Source organism: Bradyrhizobium cajani, from assembly GCF_009759665.1.
Classification (GTDB): domain Bacteria; phylum Pseudomonadota; class Alphaproteobacteria; order Rhizobiales; family Xanthobacteraceae; genus Bradyrhizobium; species Bradyrhizobium cajani.
The window spans coordinates 209,501-228,401 of sequence record NZ_WQNE01000005.1 but is presented as its reverse complement, the minus strand read 5'-3'; the positions used below and the strand labels follow the sequence as shown (position 1 = coordinate 228,401).

18 protein-coding genes are annotated in these 18,901 nt (G+C 65.4%); 8 read left to right on the top strand and 10 right to left on the bottom strand.

The window, feature by feature from the left end; all coding sequences use genetic code 11:
• Positions 1–97 precede the first annotated feature (97 nt).
• Positions 98–340, bottom strand: a complete 243-nt coding sequence (locus GPL20_RS09485) for a FliM/FliN family flagellar motor switch protein (RefSeq protein WP_018647371.1) — start codon at positions 338–340, stop codon at positions 98–100.
• An 80-nt stretch (positions 341–420) separates the two neighbouring features.
• Between GPL20_RS09485 and lipB the strand changes: the two genes are divergently transcribed.
• On the top strand, positions 421–1,158 hold the full coding sequence (gene lipB / locus GPL20_RS09480; RefSeq protein ID WP_157329307.1) for a lipoyl(octanoyl) transferase LipB: 738 nt from the start codon (positions 421–423) through the stop codon (positions 1,156–1,158).
• 179 nt (positions 1,159–1,337) lie between these two features.
• Positions 1,338–2,051 carry a DNA helicase gene (locus GPL20_RS09475; protein WP_157329306.1) on the top strand — a complete coding sequence of 238 codons (714 nt, stop codon included), beginning with the start codon at positions 1,338–1,340 and terminating at the stop codon, positions 2,049–2,051.
• Between the two features lie 58 nt (positions 2,052–2,109).
• On the opposite strand, the gene GPL20_RS09470 is transcribed toward GPL20_RS09475, so the two are convergent.
• Entirely contained in the window at positions 2,110–2,532 is a 423-nt protein-coding gene (locus GPL20_RS09470; protein WP_157329305.1) for a tautomerase family protein, read from the bottom strand.
• A gap of 110 nt (positions 2,533–2,642) precedes the next feature.
• On the opposite strand from GPL20_RS09470, the gene GPL20_RS09465 reads away from it, so the two are divergent.
• Positions 2,643–3,497 carry a LysR family transcriptional regulator gene (locus GPL20_RS09465; protein ID WP_157329304.1) on the top strand — a complete coding sequence of 285 codons (855 nt, stop codon included), beginning with the start codon at positions 2,643–2,645 and terminating at the stop codon, positions 3,495–3,497.
• Positions 3,498–3,509: 12 nt separating this feature from the next.
• Here the strand turns inward: GPL20_RS09465 and GPL20_RS09460 are convergent, their stop codons facing one another.
• From GPL20_RS09460 to GPL20_RS09450, 3 genes are read right to left on the bottom strand one after another with little or no spacing between them, the layout of a single operon-like run.
• Positions 3,510–4,946 (bottom strand): TIGR01777 family oxidoreductase, encoded by a 1,437-nt coding sequence (locus GPL20_RS09460; protein ID WP_157329303.1) that lies wholly within the window; start codon positions 4,944–4,946, stop codon positions 3,510–3,512.
• On the bottom strand, positions 4,943–5,608 hold the full coding sequence (locus tag GPL20_RS09455; RefSeq protein ID WP_157329302.1) for a DUF4166 domain-containing protein: 666 nt from the start codon (positions 5,606–5,608) through the stop codon (positions 4,943–4,945). Before GPL20_RS09455 ends, GPL20_RS09460 begins: the two co-directional genes overlap by 4 nt.
• A gap of 16 nt (positions 5,609–5,624) precedes the next feature.
• Positions 5,625–6,182, bottom strand: coding sequence for a GbsR/MarR family transcriptional regulator (locus GPL20_RS09450; RefSeq protein ID WP_157329301.1), 558 nt, complete (start codon positions 6,180–6,182; stop codon positions 5,625–5,627).
• Positions 6,183–6,324: 142 nt separating this feature from the next.
• Here GPL20_RS09450 and GPL20_RS09445 point away from each other — a divergent pair, with 142 nt between their 5' ends.
• Positions 6,325–7,845 carry a PAS domain-containing sensor histidine kinase gene (locus GPL20_RS09445; protein WP_157329300.1) on the top strand — a complete coding sequence of 507 codons (1,521 nt, stop codon included), beginning with the start codon at positions 6,325–6,327 and terminating at the stop codon, positions 7,843–7,845.
• 6 nt (positions 7,846–7,851) lie between these two features.
• Here GPL20_RS09445 and GPL20_RS09440 read toward each other — a convergent pair whose 3' ends face one another.
• From GPL20_RS09440 to GPL20_RS09425, 4 genes are all read right to left on the bottom strand, one after another.
• Positions 7,852–8,151, bottom strand: a complete 300-nt coding sequence (locus GPL20_RS09440) for an acylphosphatase (RefSeq protein WP_157329299.1) — start codon at positions 8,149–8,151, stop codon at positions 7,852–7,854.
• Entirely contained in the window at positions 8,148–9,014 is an 867-nt protein-coding gene (locus GPL20_RS09435; RefSeq protein ID WP_157329298.1) for an isocitrate lyase/PEP mutase family protein, read from the bottom strand. Before GPL20_RS09435 ends, GPL20_RS09440 begins: the two co-directional genes overlap by 4 nt.
• Positions 9,015–9,178: 164 nt before the next feature.
• Positions 9,179–11,194 (bottom strand): acetyl-CoA carboxylase biotin carboxylase subunit, encoded by a 2,016-nt coding sequence (locus GPL20_RS09430; RefSeq protein ID WP_157329297.1) that lies wholly within the window; start codon positions 11,192–11,194, stop codon positions 9,179–9,181.
• Between the two features lie 176 nt (positions 11,195–11,370).
• Entirely contained in the window at positions 11,371–12,441 is a 1,071-nt protein-coding gene (locus tag GPL20_RS09425) for a zinc-binding metallopeptidase family protein (RefSeq protein ID WP_157329296.1), read from the bottom strand.
• Positions 12,442–12,655: 214 nt separating this feature from the next.
• Here GPL20_RS09425 and GPL20_RS09420 point away from each other — a divergent pair, with 214 nt between their 5' ends.
• The 4 genes from GPL20_RS09420 (at position 12,656) to GPL20_RS09405 (ending at position 17,459) form a co-directional block, all read left to right on the top strand.
• Positions 12,656–15,133: a hybrid sensor histidine kinase/response regulator gene (locus GPL20_RS09420; protein ID WP_254126320.1), complete on the top strand. Its 2,478-nt coding sequence runs from the start codon at positions 12,656–12,658 to the stop codon at positions 15,131–15,133.
• Positions 15,134–15,321: 188 nt separating this feature from the next.
• A complete protein-coding gene (locus tag GPL20_RS09415; protein ID WP_157329294.1) occupies positions 15,322–15,762 on the top strand; it encodes an EamA family transporter in 441 nt (146 codons plus the stop codon).
• An 82-nt stretch (positions 15,763–15,844) separates the two neighbouring features.
• Positions 15,845–17,104: an arsenic transporter gene (locus GPL20_RS09410; RefSeq protein ID WP_254126318.1), complete on the top strand. Its 1,260-nt coding sequence runs from the start codon at positions 15,845–15,847 to the stop codon at positions 17,102–17,104.
• Positions 17,105–17,228: 124 nt separating this feature from the next.
• Complete coding sequence (locus tag GPL20_RS09405) at positions 17,229–17,459, top strand: hypothetical protein (protein ID WP_167532956.1); 231 nt, start codon at positions 17,229–17,231, stop codon at positions 17,457–17,459.
• 71 nt (positions 17,460–17,530) lie between these two features.
• Here GPL20_RS09405 and GPL20_RS09400 read toward each other — a convergent pair whose 3' ends face one another.
• Positions 17,531–18,895 carry an MFS transporter gene (locus GPL20_RS09400; RefSeq protein ID WP_157329292.1) on the bottom strand — a complete coding sequence of 455 codons (1,365 nt, stop codon included), beginning with the start codon at positions 18,893–18,895 and terminating at the stop codon, positions 17,531–17,533.
• Positions 18,896–18,901: the final 6 nt, after the last annotated feature.

Sequence of the window (18,901 nt, the reverse complement as noted above, 5' to 3'; positions counted from 1 at the left end):
AGGCCCCGAATTCCACAGGCTTGGCAGAAATCCCACTCACCCCGGATCGGCCCTATCGGGGCGCCCAGACCCCGATCGCTACCGCGTCTCCAGGCCGCTACCGCGTGCCCGGGCTCCGCGGCAGCATCTGCTTGACCTCGACCGCGATCCGGTTGCGGTCGACCAGCACGACGCCGGAAGCGACCGGAAGATTGTTGGCCAGAACCTTGACCTCGTCGGCCTCGGTTGCGTCCAGCTCGATGATGGCGCCGCGGGAAAGACGTAATACCTGATGGATCGGCATCGTGGTCGTCCCGAGGACGACCATGAGATCCACGGTGACTTTATCGAGAGTGGGCACTGTCAGGACCGCCGCAACCTGGGACTTGCCAAAGGACTTGGCATTTGCGCCTGCGATCATCACCACGTTATGGTTAGCCAATGGTTAATTCACCCCAAAACCCCCGCCAGGACCTCGATTTGACGTCGTTTTCCGCCTCGGGCGGCGTGCCCGTCGAGTGGCGAATCTCGGACGCGCCGGTACCCTATCCGGAGGCCGTGGCCGCGATGGAGGCACGAGTCGCCGCGATCGCGGCGGGCGAGGCCCCCGAACTGGTCTGGCTGCTCGAACACCCCCCGCTCTACACCTCCGGCACCTCGGGCAAGGACTCCGACCTGCTCGATTCCCGCTTCCCGACCTTTGCCACGGGGCGCGGCGGGCAGCTCACCTATCACGGGCCCGGCCAACGCGTGGCCTACATCATGCTCGACCTCAAGCGCCGCCGACCTGACGTTCGGGCCTATGTCGCGAGCCTGGAGGAGCTGATCCTGCACACGCTCGCCGCCTTCAACGTCCGGGGCGAGCGGCGCGAGGACCGGGTCGGCGTCTGGGTGAGGCGGCCCGACAAGGGGCCCGAGCACGAGGACAAGATCGCCGCGATCGGCGTGCGGCTGAAACGCTGGGTCTCGTTCCACGGCATCGCCATCAATGTCGAGCCGGAGCTGTCGCATTTCGCCGGCATCGTGCCCTGCGGTGTCGCCGACCCGCGCTACGGCGTCACCTCGCTGGTCGACCTCGGCCAGCTCGCGACCATGGCCGATGTCGACGTCGCGCTGCGGCAGGCATTTGAAGAACTGTTCGGCCCGACCTGCGCGCTGCTGCCGGAAGTCGCCACGTAACGCTTCTGCGTTCTGCGCACGCGCGGAATCAGCTATGCTCGATTCCGGTGCCGCCCACGCCTCCCCCCCTCCGCCGGGAAAGTACAGATCATGCCGGGCGATGAGATCATCGGACCGACTGTTCGAGCGTCAGGCATAAGGAGGGATTGCGCTTTTGCTCGCAATGGGAGGTTCTCACGATGAAATTGTCTGCGCCTGTCTATCATCTGAAGCGCAGGGCGAAGCGCCTGTCCCGCGAGGAAGGCATTCCGCTCCACGACGCGCTTGACCGCATCGCCACGACGGAAGGCTTTTCCGCCTGGAGCATGCTCGCAGCAAAGGCCGCCGCGCTGACGCCGGCCAATCGACTGTTTCCGCAATTCCGGCCGGGTGACCTGGTGCTGGTCGGGGCGCGCCCCGGTCAGGGCAAGACGCTGATGAGTCTCGAGCTTGCCGTGGAGGCGATGCGGTCGGGACGTCGCGCGGCGTTCTTCTCGCTCGAATACACCGAGAAGGACGTTCTGGACCGCTTGCGGGCAATCGGCGTCGATCCCGCGCAATTCGCCGACATCTTCGAGGTCGATTGCTCCGACGCCATCAGCGCCGATTACGTCGTCAAGCAAATGGCCACCGCTCCCCGCGGCGCAGTCGTGGTGATCGACTATCTGCAACTGCTCGACCAGAGGCGGGAAAACCCTGACCTCGCCGTTCAGGTGCGCGCGCTGAAATCGTTCGCACGCGACAAGGGGCTGATCGTCGTCTTCATCTCGCAGATCGATCGGTCCTATGATCCCTCAGTCAAACCCTGCCCCGACCTCAACGATGTCCGTCTGCCGAACCCGCTTGACCTGAAGCTGTTCGACAAGACGTGCTTCCTGAACAATTCAGAAGTTCAATTCCGGGCGGCAAGCTGACGATTCCTGCCTTAACCGTCCAGGCCGCGGGTGATCGCTCACCCGCGGCCTCAAGGCATCACGCCTTCTCGGGCGAAACCTCGAGCTTGCCGGCGATGTAGCGACGCTCCTGGGTCAGGCCGCCGAAACCGTAGGCGTCGCCCTTGACCTCGTCGACGTGCAGATAAGTCTCCGGATGCAGCGGACCCAAAATCTCGGCCATGCGCTTGAACATGGCGGCGAGATAGGCGGCCTTCTCGTCCTTGGTGTTGGTGCCCTCGCTGACGTGGATGTCGATCCAGTAGCTGGCAAGCTTCTGCTCGGCGAGCGACCTGCCGCCGGCGAACCAGTCACCCGCCTCGACCGATCTCACGATGATGGCGGTGACCTTGGGGTCCTTGTGCAGGATCTTTGCGGTCAGCTCGGACACGGCGCTGGCGATGTCGGCCTTCAGCGACGGCGACTGGCGGGAGCTGGTATAGGACACGGTGATCAGGGGCATGGTCGTTCTCCTCAGATGTCGCGCACTTCGCGCGGCGTTGGTGAGAAGCTAGACCTTCCCTCCTCATTTTGGTATCTTATCTCTACTGATACCAGTGATAATCATTCATAATGACAGCAACGCTCGACATCGCCACCGTCCAGGCCTTCCTGCTGGTCGCCGACCTCCAGAGTTTTCCGCGTGCTGCCGAGGCACTCGGCACGACGCAGGCGGCAGTCAGTCTCAAGCTTCAGCGGCTGGAGACGCTGCTCGGCAAGCGCCTCGTCGAACGCTCGCCGCGCGCGGTGCGGCTCACGTCCGACGGCGCCGCATTCCTCGACCGCGCCCGCGCGCTGATCGCGGCACACGACCGCGCGCTGTCGGGCGAGGCATCCGTCGTGCAGTCGCTCTCCCTCGGCATCTCCGACCACGCCGCGGGCCCCGAACTGGTGCCGCTGCTCGAGCGGCTGCACGCGATGTCAGCGAATCTCACCCTCGCCGTCACCATCGGCTTCTCGCGCGAGATGCAGGATGCCTATGACGCGGGCGGGCTCGACGCCGTGATCGTCCGCCAGGAGGGCAGCCGCCGCGGCGGCGAGAGGCTGGCCGAGGACGAGTTCGGTTGGTTCGCATCGCGACGCTTCGCCCTGCCGAAGGGAGAGCCGCTGCCGCTCGCAACACTCGCCCCACCCTGCGGCGTCCGCGCTGTCGCCGTCCGCGTGCTCGACAAGGCCGGCATCGCCTGGCGCGAGCGCTTTGTCGGTGGCGGCGTCACGGCGGTGGTCGCTGCCGCGCTGGCCGGGCTTGCGATCGCACCGCTGGCGCGGCGGATCGCACCTCCCGGATTGGTCGACATTGGCCCAGCGCACAAGCTGCCGAAACTCGGCAGCTCGAAGGTGATGCTGCATTCGAAGGTCAGCGATCCCGCAAAGCTGGCGGCGCTGCGCGCGGTTGCGGCGACGTTCCGGAGCGTGGCGGCGACCTGACGCCGCCCGCGATCACAGGATCGCCTCGAACGCGCTGCGCAGCGTCTCGTGCCGAAACACAAAGCCGCGGCTCAGTGCCTTGTTGGGCAGCACGCGCTGGCCGCCGAGCAGAAGCTCGTCGGCAAAGCCACCGCCGATCCGGCGCAAGAAGCCGCCGGGAATGCGGAACACCGCCGGCCGATGCAGGCGGCGGCCGAGTTCTTCTGTGAATTTTGCGTTGGTGACCGGGATCGGCGCGGTGGCGTTGACGGGGCCCGCAAGATCGGGCGTCGCCATCACATAGGCGATCAGCCGGATGAGGTCGTCGCGCTCGATCCAGGACATCCACTGCCGGCCCGTGCCGAGGGGCCCCCCGAGGCCGAACTCGAACGGCGTCAACATGCGCGTGATGAAGCCGCCTTCCGTGCCGAGCACGAGGCCGATGCGCAAACAGACCACGCGGACGCCAAACTCCTCCGCCGGTCGCGCCGCCTGCTCCCAGGCCGCGCACAACTCGTGGCTGAAGCAGGCATGCGACTTCGCCGACTCCGTCAGCACCTGGTCGGCCCACAAGCCGTACCAGCCGATCGCGGAGCCGCTGACGAGCACCTCCGGCTTGCGCTCGAGCCGTGAGATCAGCTTCACGACCTCACCGGTCATGTCGATGCGCGAGCCAATGATCTTCGCGCGCTTCGCCTCGGTCCAAAGGCCGTTGCCGATCGGCTCGCCGGCGAGATTGACGATGGCGTCAATATGGGTGTCCGAGGCGAGTTGATCGAGGCTGGTGATCAGCGTCACGGGCAGCGGCAGCATCTCGGCCTTGGCGGGGTTGCGGATCAGCGCGATGACGTGATGCCCTGCCCCGCTTAGACTTGCTGCGAGGCGACTGCCGATGAAGCCGGTGGCGCCGGTGATCAGCACGGTCTTGCGGCCGGAGATCTTCTCGACGAGCCCTTTCGCGGGAACACTCTTCATGCGGCCGAGCCGGCGCATTGCCGCAAAATCCCTGATGCCGCAGAGCGACGCGCCGACTGCGCAGGCGGTCGCGGCGATGCTGAGCAGGCCCTGATACACCACGGTCACGCCGAACGGCTGCGTCGCCCAATCGATCAGCACCGGCAGCAGTAACACCAGGACGGCACCGTAATTGATCGCCAACAGGGTGTGATTGATCCGCTCGCTCGGCGGCAGCTTCCGGCTTAGATCCTCCTCGACGAAATCCATCAGCGTGATGACGATCTCGGCAACCAGCACCGCGACGATCAAAAGCGCCAGCACGCCGTAGACCTCTAACCAGCCGAGCAGCAGGAACAGGAGCGCATAGAGCATGTTGCGAATGCCGTGCAGCTTCAGCTCGAAACGCTGCGACGGACGCCAGGCCAGGCGCTCGGTGAATTCGTGGTGATAGAAGGTGTCGAACACGCCCATCACGATCTGGATAGCGATGAGCGTCCACAACAGCGGCGTCATGATACGGCCTCCCTGAACACGGCGGACTGGTGGATCAGCGCGCCGTAACGCGGATGAATGACATCGAGGGTGAAGCGGAAGGCGCCCTCGCCGAGATCGCTATGCGTCACAGTGAGGTCGCCCGGCGTGAGCCATTGCGGCAGCGGAATCCAGAGCCGGCCGAGCTGCAACCCATAGCCGGCGCTGCGGAAGGTCAGTGCCTGGCCTTCGACCGCGATGCGGAGCGCCATCGAGACGCCGAAGCCGACATATTCCTCGAGCCCGGTCGGGCCGGCAAAACGCTTGGCTGAATGGATCACCTGCGGAAAGCCGCGCTTGCGCGCGCAGATGCGGGTCCAGGTCTGGCCGCCGGTCGCGCCGTCCTCGGTAACCGTCACGATCATGGGCACGCCGGTGTCGCGGCCGGTCGGCAGCGGACCTCCGATCAGGCGCGCGACTTGCGCGAACCACCAGCCGATGTCGCTGAAAGAGACCTCGTCGACCGCGCCGACATAGACGACGCTGTCGCCGTCGGCGACGCGCTTTGAGAAGCGCCGCCAGGTCGCCAGCGGCAGCCGGCCCCAATCCTCGTCCGACAGCAGCGCGCGGAAACGGCGGTCGTCGAGCAGTTTTGTGTGAGCGGGGTGAGATACGTGAGAACCTGATAATCGAGCCGACGTCATCGCCCCCTCCTCAACGCTATTTGGCCTTGCCCAGCGGCAGCAGGTTGACGATCTTCTCGCCAAGCCGCATCAAGGCAACCAGCCGTGGCCGCGGCACCTTCAGCATCTGCATGAACCAGTGATCGGCGAGTTCGGTGAAGGCGAGCATCTCCTTCAGCCGTTTGCTCGCGACCGGATTGATGGAGGGATCGTCGGCGGCATCGGACACGCAGGCCCTGAGCGCCACGATGGCAGGATCGATCTCCCGCTCCTTGCGCCGCGCCGCGATCCTGGCCGCGACCTCCCAGATGTCGGTCTCGGCCTCGTAATGGTCGCGGCGGTCGCCGAGGATCGGCACGCGCCGGATCAGGTTCCAGGCGAGCAGCTCCTTGAGCGAGTTGGAGACGTTGGAGCGGGCCATGCCGAGCGTGTCGGCGATGTCCTCGGCCGTCATCGGCGCCTCCGCGAGATAAAGCAGCCCGTGGATCTGGCTGACCGAGCGATTGACGCCCCACCCGTCCCCCATGTCGCCCCAATGCAGGATGAAGCGCTCGACGGCGGCTGGAAGTTTCTTCCTTCCGGTTGTTTCTGTCATGACAGAAATATCTGATACGACCGCTCGTCTGTCAAGGCCGCTTGACCTGCATACCGCCCCCGATATTTGCCTAAATATGTTCCAAGATCAGGGAACAATCTGCGGCGTGCCACGTTTGCCCCGGTCGAGGCGGGGTCCCGGAATGGTAAAAAAGTCCAGTCAGCAGAGAGACTTGTTCGAGAGCGAGCGCAGTTTCCGGCTGTTGGTTGAAGGCGTTGCGGACTACGCCCTTTACATGCTCGATCCCGCCGGGATCATCACGAGCTGGAATATCGGCGGCGAGCGCATCAAGGGCTATTCGCCCGAAGAGATCCTCGGCCAGCATTTTTCCCGCTTCTACACCGAGACCGACCGCGCCAACGGCAAGCCCGCGCGGGCGCTGGGGATCGCGCGGGAAAAGGGCCGCTACGAGGAGGAAGGCTGGCGCGTCCGCAAGGACGGCACGTTCTTCTGGGCCAGCGTGGTGATCGATCCGATCTACGAGGACGGCGAGCTGGTCGGCTTCGCCAAGATCACCCGCGACATCACCGAACGCCGCAATACCCAGATCAAGCTCGAGGCGATGCAGAAGCAGCTCGCCGAATCCCAGAAGTTCGACGCGCTCGGCCAGCTCACCGGCGGGATCGCCCACGACTTCAACAACCTCCTGATGATCATCAGCGGCAGCCTCCACATGCTGAAGAGGGCGGCCGACGACGAGGCCAAGCTTCAGCGCGCGATCTCTGCCATCGAGACCGCCACCAGGCGCGGCGCAGCGCTGACCAACCAGCTCCTCACCTTCGCGCGGCGGCAGAGCGTCAACCCGCAGGCGATCAACTTTGCCGAGCGCATCGCAGCAATCCGCGACGTGCTCGACGCCGGCGTCGGCAGCTCCGTGCGTCTCGTCCTCGACATCGACCGCGACGTCTGGCACATCAAGGCTGACGTCTCCGAGCTCGAAACCGCGCTGCTCAACCTCGTCATCAATGCCCGCGATGCGATGCCCGACGGCGGCACGGTGACGATCGGGGCGCACAACACGGTGCTCGACGAGCCATCCCTCGCCGGCGACTTCGTCGCGATCGATGTCGCCGATACCGGGCTCGGCATTCCCGACGACGTCCTCGACAAGATCTTCGAGCCGTTCTTCACGACCAAGCCGATCGGAAAAGGCACGGGCCTCGGCCTCTCCCAGGTGCACGGCTTCGCTCATCAGGCCGGCGGCACGATCAAGGTCGCGAGCGAGCTCGGCAAGGGGACCACCTTCACCATTCTCCTGCCGCGCGGGGAAGACGTGCCTTCGCGCGAGACGGGGGGAGGATCGCCGTTCAGCGGCAGCGGCACGGTGCTGCTGGTCGAGGACAATCCCGACGTCGCATCCGTCAGCGTTGGCCTGCTGGAACAGCTCGGCTACAGCGTGCGCAGGGTTGCCGATGCCGAAGCCGCGTTGCGCGAGATCGAGAAGAACGGCGTCGACTTCGTGTTCTCGGACATCGTCATGCCCGGCAAGATGGACGGGCTCAGCCTCGCCCAGCACCTGCGCCAGATCCGCCCGGGCCTGCCGATCCTGCTTGCCACCGGCTACAGCGAGGTCGCCGCCGGCGTGCGGGGCGATTTCCCGATCCTGCGCAAGCCCTACGAGATCCACGAGCTCAGCGAGGCGATCGCCAAGCTGCCGCGGTGATCGCACCTACACCGTCGGCAATACCGAGAAGGCTTCCCCTGCCCTGCGCAGGTTCAGTTCATCCGCAGCAGCGGTCTCGCTGGTGACGCTGTCGACTCGCGCCGACGGCGGGCCGTGGCGACACAGTGCGACCATGTCGGCGACATGCTTGGGCGCGCCCGCGAACACCGCCTCGACGCTGCCGTCGCGGCGGTTGCGGACCCAGCCTTCGAGGCCGCTGGCGGTGGCCTGGTACTCGACCCAGGCGCGGTAACCGACGCCTTGCACCCGGCCGCGGATCATGACCTGGAGGATTGCCCTGCTCATGTCTTCGGTCCGAGAAAAGCGGCGCTGCGCGCCTTCACCTCGACCTCCCGCATCACGCGACTGGTCAATTCCGGTGAGGCAAGGCCTCCGAGAGTCTTCGGCGGCGCGCCCTCGCGCAGCGCCTTGAGCGTGTCATAGACGGCCCGCGTCGCCGCCGCGATCGGCGCGTGGCCCTGAAGCGCGATGCGCACGCGGTGCCCCGCAAGATAGTCGATCGCGTTCAGTTCCTCCGGCGCGCCACCGAGCACGATTGGAAGATGGGTTGACGCCGCGACGGCCTCGAGCTCGGCGCGCGACTTGATGCCGGTGAAGAACAGCGCATCGACACCGGTCGCCTCATAAGCTTTGGCGCGGCGGATCGCATCCTCGATCGAAGTGATCGAGGCAGCTCCGGTGCGGCCCATGATGACGAGCGAAGAATCGCCGCGGCCATCGAGCGCCGCCTTCATCTTGCCGACGCCTTCTTCGAGCGAGATCAGCTGCGTCCTGGCCTCGCCGAAAGCGGCCGGCAGCAGCGTGTCCTCGATGGTGAGGCCGGCCGCGCCCGCTGTCTCCAGCTCCTGCACCGTGCGGCGCACATTGAGCGCATTGCCATAGCCGTGATCGGCATCGACCAGCACGGGGAGCGCGGAGGCGCGCGACATCCGCCGCATCTGCTCGGCAAGCTCGGTGAGTGTGATCAGCGTGACATCGGGATCGCCGAGCACGGCAAGCGATGCCACCGAGCCGCCGAACATGCCGAGCGGAAAGCCGAGATCCTCGGCGATGCGGATCGAGATGGCGTCATAGACCGAACCGGGATGGACGCAAGTCCGGCCCGACAGGATGAAGCGAAGTTTCTCGCGGCGGGAACGGAAGGCCATGGTGCTGTCTCTCTCTGGGGATTGACGCGGTCTCCCCGATCTCCGTCATTGCGAGCGAAGCGAAGCAATCCAGAACGCATCCGCGGAGACAGTCTGGATTGCTTCGTCGCAAGGGCTCCTCGCAATGACGGCGCTTGAGGACGGACCGCCCGCCCCATTCACACTTACGCAAACTCCAAGATCAGGGCATCCACCGCGAGCGTTGCGCCGGCGCTGGCGTGGATCTTCTTCACGGTGCCGTCCTGCTCGGCGCGCAGCACGTTCTGCATCTTCATGGCTTCGACGACCGCGAGCGTCTCGCCGGCCTTGACCTCCTGCCCTTCGCTCACCGCGATCGAGACCACGAGGCCGGGCATCGGGCAGAGCAGCTTCTTGCCGGTGTCGGAGGCCGTCGTGACCGGCATCAGGCGCGCGGAGGCCGCTTCCGCCTCGGTCCAGACATAGACCGGCACCTCGACGCCCTGATGCGCGAGACGGATGCCGTTCGGAATCGGACGCGCCTGCACCGCGATGAACTGGCCGTCGATGGTGCCCTGCCAGACCGGATCGCCCGGCTTCCACGGCGACTGCAACAGATGCGCATTGCCGGCCCTGCCCTCGGCGTCGACGAAGCGGATCGCGATCGCATCGCCCTCGCGTCCGACTTCCAACGATATCTCCTGGCGGTCGAGCCAGACCGCGCGGCGGCGCTCGCGCTGCACGACGCGGCCACCCATCTGGCCCGAGATCTGCCGCTTGCGTTCACCGAGCACGTGATCGATGGCCGCACCGACCGCGGCGATCCGCCGCGCAACCTCGCCTTCGGGCACGCGCACCGCAAAGCCCTTGGGGAATTCCTCGGCGATGAAGCCGGTGGAGAGCCGGCCCTCGCGCCAGCGCGGATGGTGCATCAGCGCGGACAGGAACGGGATGTTGTGGCGGATGCCGTCGACATAGAATGCGTCGAGCGCGGTCGCCTGCGCCTCGATCGCGGCGGCGCGCGAGGGCGCATGCGTGACGAGTTTTGCGATCATCGGATCGTAATGGATCGAGATCTCGCCGCCCTCCTGCACGCCGGTGTCGTTGCGCACGGTGATGCCGTCCTTGCTTAGTTCCGCCGGCGGACGGTATTTCACGAGGCGCCCGATCGAGGGCAGGAAGTTACGGAACGGGTCTTCGGCGTAGAGCCGCGATTCCACCGCCCAGCCCGTCAGCGCGACGTCCTTCTGGCTGATCGCGAGCTTCTCGCCGGCGGCGACGCGGATCATCTGCTCGACGAGATCGATGCCGGTGACGAGCTCGGTGACGGGATGCTCGACCTGGAGGCGCGTGTTCATCTCCAGGAAGTAGAAGCTCTTGTCCTGCCCTGCCACGAACTCGACGGTGCCCGCGGAATCATAGTTCACGGCTTTCGCCAGCGCGACCGCCTGCTCACCCATCTTGCGGCGGGTTTCCTCGTCGAGCAGCGGCGACGGTGCCTCCTCGATGACCTTCTGGTTGCGGCGCTGGATCGAGCATTCGCGCTCGCCGAGGTAGATCACGTTGCCGTGCTTGTCGCCCAGCACCTGGATCTCGATGTGGCGGGGATCGACGATGAACTTTTCGACGAAGACACGATCGTCGCCGAACGAGGCCTTGGCCTCGGCCTTGGCGAGGTTGAAGCCTTCGGCGACCTCGGCCTTGGAGTGCGCGATGCGCATGCCCTTGCCGCCGCCGCCGGCGGAGGCCTTGATCATCACGGGATAGCCGATCTCGTCGGCGATCTTGACCGCGTGCTTGTCGTCCTCGATGACGCCGAGATAGCCGGGCACGGTCGAGACCTTGGCCTTGGCTGCGGCCTTCTTGGACTCGATCTTGTCGCCCATCGCCGCGATCGCGCCGGGGTTCGGGCCGATGAAGACAAGGCCGGCGGCTTCCAGCGCGCGCGGAAACGCCTCGCGCTCGGACAGGAAGCCGTAGCCGGGATGCACGGCTTCCGCGCCGGTTTTGCGGCAGGCGTCCACGATCTTCTCGATCACCAGATAGCTCTCGGCCGCCGCCGGCGGGCCGATCAGGACGGCCTCGTCGGCCATCTCGACGTGGAGGGCATCGCGGTCGGCCTCGGAATAGACCGCGACCGTCTGAATTCCCATGCGGCGAGCGGTCTTGATGACCCGGCAGGCGATTTCGCCGCGATTGGCGATCAGAATGCGTTTGAACATGCTTTTTTTGAGTCTCGACCTTGGGCGGGACCCCTCCCCTGGCCGTTGGGGCCTATGGGAATGGGCCGTGTGGCTCCCGTGGTACATCAAAATCGGCCGGAGGCAACGGTCTAAATCCGGGCCTTCTGGCGTACCAGCGCAAGACCGGAACGGGCTTGGCAACCCCTTGGGACGGCTTACGGCTTTCCGGCCTTGGCCACGTCCCGGACGAGGCCGTGAACGAAGCCCAGTTTGGCGACCACGGCGGGCGACAGGATGAAGGGATAGAGGTCGCGCAGACCCATGGCGCGGTTGACGCTGTTCATGGCGAAGGTGAAGGGCAGCCATGCGTTGACCAGCGCCTGCACGTCCCTGGCCTCATACGGGTTGAAGCGGATGCGCGCCGTCAACTCCCCGTCGCGGTCGACCTTGGGGCGCACTTCCATGCCGAACTCGGCGGCCATCTCCAGCGTGTCGACGATGTGGAGATAGTGCGCCCAGGTCTCGGCGAAGTCCTCCCACGGATGCGTCGTCGCGTAGGCCGAGACGAAGTTCTGCTGCCAGTCCGGCGGCGCGCCTTCGGCATAATGGCGCTGCAACGCCTGGCCGTAGTCGGTCGAATCGTCACCGAACACGGCGCGGCATTCGTCCAACCTGCCGCCCTCGCGCACCAGCACGTCCCAGAAGTAGTGTCCGACCTCGTGGCGGAAATGCCCGAGCAGCGTGCGATAAGGCTCGCCCATCTCCAGTCTGCGTCGCTCGCGCTCGATGTCATCGGCCTCGGTGAGCGCGATCGTGATCAGGCCGTTGTCATGGCCGGTCATGACCTTCTCTCCGCTGTTCGGATCGTCGGCGAGGAAATTGAAGATCAGGCCATGCGCAGGATCGTTCTGCCGGGTCTGGAGCGGAAGCTTCCAGCGGATCAGGGAATAGAACAGCCGGTGCTTTGCCACCTCAAGCTCGCGCCAGCCGGCGAGCTGTGCCTGATCCGACAGGTTCGGCACCGTCCCGTTGTGACGACAGGCACGGCAATAGCCGGTGGTCTCGCCTGTGTCCGTCAGCCAGTTGCAGGCGTCGTACTCGGCATTGCGGCAGAGCATGCGGCCCTTGCCCCTGTCGGCCAGCGTCGTCCAACCCTCCGCGTCGGCCTCGATCGCCGACATCGTCTCCTTCTCCGGCAGGAAGGCGACCCGGTGGCCGCAGCGTTCGCAGGCGCGGTTCTCGAAATAGAGGACGTTGCCGCAGGCCTGGCAGACAAAGAGCTTCAAGATTTAGCCTCTTCGGCAAGGGAGTTTTATGAATGCGAGTCCGATGCCTCGCAAAGACTCATCCGCGGGCTCATCGTTCCAATGTCAGGAACAAATTGCCAGACCCGGCGTTTCGTTCATACCCGCCACAGCCCATTCGGTGGCGTCTTTCCCCGCATATCCCTCTTTGAGCAATGGCCATCACGCTCCGTCTGTGTGAATATCGGTCCGGCACGTGCGCACCCGCATGACAACGGCCGACGCCTTGAACAATCCTTTGCCCGAGACCATCGCCGCCGAAAGGCTGCGCCAGCACCTCGAAGACGTCGCACGCGAGCGCGACAACGCCTATCGCGCACTCCAGGAGCGCGAGGCCGAACTCGCGCGCATCCAGCGCATCGGCAAGGTCGGCGGCGTCGAGGTCGACTTCCGAGAGGGCTTCAAGAACCGCCGCTCACCCGAATATCTGATGATCCACGGCCTTCCGCCCGAGGCCGCCGATGAGTCGCACGAGGACTGGGTCAATCGCATTCATCCCGACGATCGCGACGCGACCGTCAACCATTTCTTCGAGGCTCTCGCCGGAACGAGCGAAGACTACACCGCCGAATACCGCATCATCCGTCCCAGCGACGGCGAGACCCGCTGGATCCGCGTCGTTGCCAAGATCGAGCGCGACAAGGGTGGCCGCGCCATCCGCCTCGTCGGCGCCCATATCGACATCACCGACCAGATGCTCGCGCGCGAGACGCTGCGCGAGAGCGAGGATCGCTTCCGGCTGATCGCCGACAGCGCGCCGGTGCCGATCTGGGTGACCAAGCTCGACCGCAAGCGTAGCTTCGCCAACCAGGCCTACGTGGACTTCGTCGGCCTGCCTTATGACCAGGCCATCGACTTCGACTGGCGCAAGGTGCTGCATCCCGACGACCTCCCCCATGTGTTGCAGCAGTCGGTCCAGGGTGAAGCCTCGCTAAAGCCCTTCGTGCTGGAGGCGCGCTACAAGAACGCCAGCGGCGAATGGCGCTGGCTGCGTTCGGAGTCACAGCCGCGCTGGGATCCGACCGGCAAGCATATCGGCTTCATCGGCGTCGCCCATGACGTCACGGCCGCCAAGCAGGCTGAGATCGAACTCAGGCGGCTCAACGAGACGCTGGAAGAGCGCATCACTCAGCGCACCGCCGAGCTCGAATCCAACGAGGCGCGGCTGCGCGCGATCCTGGAGACCAGCAATCAGTATCAGGGCCTGGTCAATCTCAGGGGCGAGCTGCTTTACGCCAACAAGACCGCGCTGGACGGCATCAAGGCGAGTTCTTCAGATGTGATCGGAAAGCCGTTGTGGGAGACGCCCTGGTTCTGCGCGACAGACGGCATGAGCGCCGTCGTACGCGAGGCGTTCCAGACCGTGCTCAAGGGCGAAGCGGTGCGGCTGGAGATGCGCCTGCGCCTTCCGATCGGCGAGCGCGATTTCGAATTCGGCATGCGCCCGGTGCTCGACCGCCACGGCAACATCACCGGCGCCGTGCCCGAGGCCGTCGACATCACGGAGCGCCGCCGCGGCGAGGAAGCGCTGCGGCAGTCGCAGAAGATGGAGGCGATCGGACAGCTCACCGGCGGTGTCGCGCACGACTTCAACAACCTGCTCACCATCATCCGCTCGGCCACCGACTTCCTGCGCCGGCGCGAGCTGCCGGAGGAGCGCCGCCGCCGCTATGTCGACGCCATCTCCGACACGGTCGAGCGCGCCTCCAAGCTGACGGCGCAGCTCCTGGCGTTCGCGCGGCGGCAGCCGCTGAAACCGCAGATCTTCAACGTCGGCAGCCAGGTCGAGGGCGTCGCGCAACTGATCCGGCCGCTGGTCGGCGGCCGCATCGAGATCGCGGTCGAGGTCGAGGATACCGACTGCTTCACCGTGGCCGACATCGCCCAGTTCGAGACCGCGCTGATCAACCTCGCCATCAACGCCCGCGACGCCATGGAGGGCGAAGGCCGGCTGATCATCGCGGTACGCAAGATCCGAGGCATTCCGAGCCTGCGTGCGCAGTCGGCGCGCGGCGGCGACTACGTCGCCATATCGGTCGCCGATACCGGCAGCGGCATCGCGCCCGAACATCTCGACTCGATCTTCGAGCCGTTCTTCACAACCAAGGAAGTCGGCAAGGGCACCGGCCTCGGCCTCAGCCAGGCCTTCGGCTTCGCAAAACAGTCTGAGGGCGACATCGCGGTGACGAGCGTGCCCGGGCAAGGCGCGACCTTCACCATCTATCTGCCGCAGGCGCAGAGCCCGGCAACCGACAAGGAAGCCGCGGCGCTGACGCACGAAGCCCTCGCCACGGGGCGCGGCTATCGCGTGCTCGTGGTCGAAGACAATGACGATGTCGGTCAGTTCTCGACCGAGCTTCTGGAAGATCTCGGCTATGTCGTCCGCCGCGTCGCCAACGCCAATGCGGCGCTCGCCATCCTCGGCGAGAACGAATTCGCCGTCGACCTCGTCTTCTCCGACGTCATCATGCCCGGCATGAACGGCGTCGAGCTCGCCGGCATCATCCGAGAGCACTATCCGGGCCTCCCCGTCGTGCTCACCTCTGGCTACAGCAACGTGCTCGCCGAGAACGCCCATCGCGGTTTCGAGCTGATTCAGAAGCCGTATTCCGTGGAGTCGCTGTCACGAATTTTGCGCAAGGCGATCACGGAGAAGCTTTCGATGGCGCGGTGAGTTCCTTGTCGTCCCGGCGAAGGCCGGGACCCATAACCACAGGGTTGTGTTTGGCGAAGACCGACGTCGTGCGTGCCTCAGGATAAACTCCGCGGTATGGGTCCCGGCCTTCGCCGGGACGACAGCGGAGGGCTTGGCAAGCCGCGATCCGCACAACGCCGAACGAAAGCAACACGTCAGGTATTCCCATGAAACCCGTCCTCCTCTCCGCCTGGCAAACCTGGGCGCTCCTGTCCGCCTGCTTTGCGGCGCTGACCGCAATCTTCGCCAAGATCGGCGTCGAGAACATCAATCCAGATCTGGCGACCTTCATCCGCACCATCGTGGTGCTGCTCGCTTTCGCCATTCTCCTGTTCTTCACCGGCCAGTTCGTCGTGCCGTCGGCGGTCTCGCCGAAGACCTGGCTATTTCTTGTGCTGTCGGGGCTTGCAACCGGCGCGTCCTGGCTCTGCTATTTCCGCGCGCTGAAGCTCGGGCCTGCGACGCTCGTCGCGCCGATCGACAAGCTCAGCGTGGTCCTAGTCGCCCTGTTCGCCTTTACGTTTCTCGGCGAGCGCCCGACCGCGCAGGGCTGGCTCGGAATCGCCATGATCGGTGCCGGCGCCGTGCTGCTCGCGGTCAAGTTTTGAGGTATCCGCCCGCAGGGGAAGACAGCACCGCCAGCTTCGGCTATCGCTGCCGAATGAACCCATCTCACTTCGAGGATTGAACGTGCCGGCCGCGCCGCATGAGGCCATCTGGGCCTGGAGCATCATCGTCGCCGCGACCGCAGGCGTCATCATCCGCCCGTTTCGCCTGCCCGAGGCGATCTGGGCCGTGATTGGCGCCGTGGCGCTGGTGCTGCTCGGGCTTCTGTCGTGGCAGGACGCGCTCACCGGCATCGACAAGGGCGTCGACGTCTATCTCTTCCTGATCGGCATGATGCTGATTGCCGAGCTCGCGCGGCTCGAAGGCCTGTTCGACTATCTCGCCGCGTTCGCGGTTGAACATGCACGAGGCTCGCCGCAGCGGCTGTTCCTGCTGATCTATATCGTCGGCACGCTCGTGACAGTACTCCTGTCGAACGACGCCACCGCGATCGTGCTGACGCCCGCCGTCTATGCCGCGACGCGCGCGGCCGGCGCCAAACCACTGCCCTATCTGTTCGTCTGCGCCTTCATTGCCAACGCGGCGAGCTTCGTGCTGCCGATCTCCAATCCGGCCAACCTCGTGGTCTTCGGCAAGAACATGCCGCATCTCGGAACGTGGCTCCGCCAGTTCGCGCTGCCGTCACTTGCCTCGATCGGCCTCACCTATATCGCGCTGCGCCTTGCCCTGCACCGCGAGTTGAAGGACGAAACGATCGAAACGAGTGTTCCTCACCCGAAACTCGGCCGCGGCGGCCGATTGACGGCCTACGGCATTGGCGCCATCGGTATCGTGCTGATCTGGGCCTCCGCACTCGATCTGCAGCTGGGTCTGCCAACCTTCGTCTGCGGAAGCGCAACGGCGGCCGCCGTGCTGCTCATCAACCGCCAATCTCCTCTCCCCGTGCTGCAGGCGATCTCCTGGAGCGTGCTGCCGCTGGTCGGAGGGCTCTTTGTGATGGTCGAGGCGCTAGTGAAGACTGGCGTGATCGGGCGGCTCAGCGCGCTGCTGCATCAGGCGGTGGAGCAGTCCGTAACAAAAGCCGCCTGGAGCGTCGGCATTGCCACCGCGCTCGCCGACAACATCGCCAACAATCTACCCGTCGGCCTCGTCGCAGGCTCGGTCGCCGCCAACGACCATCTGCCTGCGCCTGTCGTCAGCGCCATCCTGATTGGCGTCGACCTCGGCCCCAATCTGTCGGTGACAGGTTCGCTCGCCACCATCCTCTGGCTGGTCGCGCTCCGCCGCGAGAAGATCGAGGTCGGCGCCTGGCCGTTCCTCAAGCTCGGCCTGCTGGTGACGCCGCCCGCCCTGATCGCGGCGCTGGCGGCGGCAATCTGGTAGCGGCGGCAAGCCTTCGAAATCAACTGCAGCTATTTGCGGTGCATCAATGCCGGCGGCGAGGCCGCGGCTAGAATTCCATTGTCGCGCAGATCAGACGGATATGGCGCGGCGAGGAAGGTTCATCATGCAGATCCAATCGAAAGCATTGCCGCAAAGCTTCTCCCTGCGTCGCGCGATTCAGGGCTTCACCGCGCAGGGCGAAGGCGAGACATCTCACCCGCTGCTCCTCTTCTCCGCAGTGGTGCTGCTGGCCCTGTTCGCCATCGTGGAGATCGACCTCCATGCCGCCCAGCTCCAGGCGATCGGCCTGCTCGGCCACGGGGTCGGGATCGACCCGGTGTTCTTGAGCCCGTAGCCGCCCCCGCGGCTCATCCTCTAGGAAGACGCCCGATCGCGGCCGTGACGCCGCGACCGGGCAGCGCTTCGTCAGTCGTTCTCGTAGCCGTAGACTTCCGGCAGGATGAAGATTGCGGCGAGCAATCCGATCAGCGGGAAGATCGCGACGAACAGCGTGGCATTCGCCTGCCCGATCGCCGCGAACAGCGACGGGAACAGGAAGATCGCCAGGAACGACGGCAGCTTCACGAACATGTAGGCGAAGCCGCTGGCGGTGCCGCGATATTTGGGCTTGGCGACCATGGTCGGGATCGTCATGCAGTTCGAGGCATCCCAATAGTGGCCCCACAGCATGGCGGCGGCCGCGAACGGCAGCAGCATCTTGTTGTCGGTGTAGAGCGCGAAGGCCGCGACCAGCAGCGAGGCCAGCACGATGCCGAAACCGGCAATCGCGATGCCGCGATGGCCGATCTTCGGCGTCAGCAACGGACCGACCCAACCGGACAGAGCGGCGAAGCAGAACAGCCCCATCGTCACCAGATTGTTGCCCAGCACGCTCGACACGCCGACCATCACGAACAGCACCGGCAGGTAGAACGCGAAGGTCGAGAACTCGCTGCCTTGCGCGAAGCAGGCGATCCAGCCGTAGACCGTGGCGCGCCAGCGGATCGGATCCTTCTTGAGGTCGGCGAGGAAGTCGCGGGTTGAGACCTTCGGCACCTTCACATCCTGGTCCGGCAGCATGTCGAGATTGTCGTTGAACATCTCGCGCGCGACCCGCTTGGCTTCACGGTAGCGTCCCTTCTGCACCAGCCACACCGCCGTCTCCGGCACGTCGTGCCGCATGATCAGGATGATCAGCGCCGGCACCGCGCCGAGGCCGAGCGTCACGCGCCAAAGCATCTCGTGCTGCATGTCGATCAGGAGGAAGATGACGATGACGCCGATGGTGAGGACCTCGCCGACGGCGAACATGAACTGCCAGCGGTTGCCCATGACCTCGCGCTCGCCCTTGGCCATGGATTCCATGATGTAGGTGTAGCCGGTCGAGATGTCGGAGCCGAGCGGGATGCCGAGCAGGAAGCGGATCACGACGAGCCAGCCGACGCTGGGCACGAAGGCCTGCGCCAACGCCAGCACGATGAACAGCACCATCGTCACCAGGAACATCACGCGGCGACCGATCTTGTCAGACAGCCAGCCGCCGAGCAGCGCGCCGATCAGGGCGCCGCCTTGCGTGCCGGCCGCGGCAAGGCCGAGCATCAGCGGATCGGGATTGTATTGCTCCTTGATGAAGATCAGCACGAAAGCGATCGAATAGAGATCCCAGGCTTCGACCAGGATCGAGGCCATCATCAGCCAGCCGACCTTGTTACCCTTTGGACTGTAGTTCGTGATGAGGTAGCGGACCGCGGCTTCGCTCGCGGTCGGTTGTGGCATGGCCATCGTTTGCATGTTTGG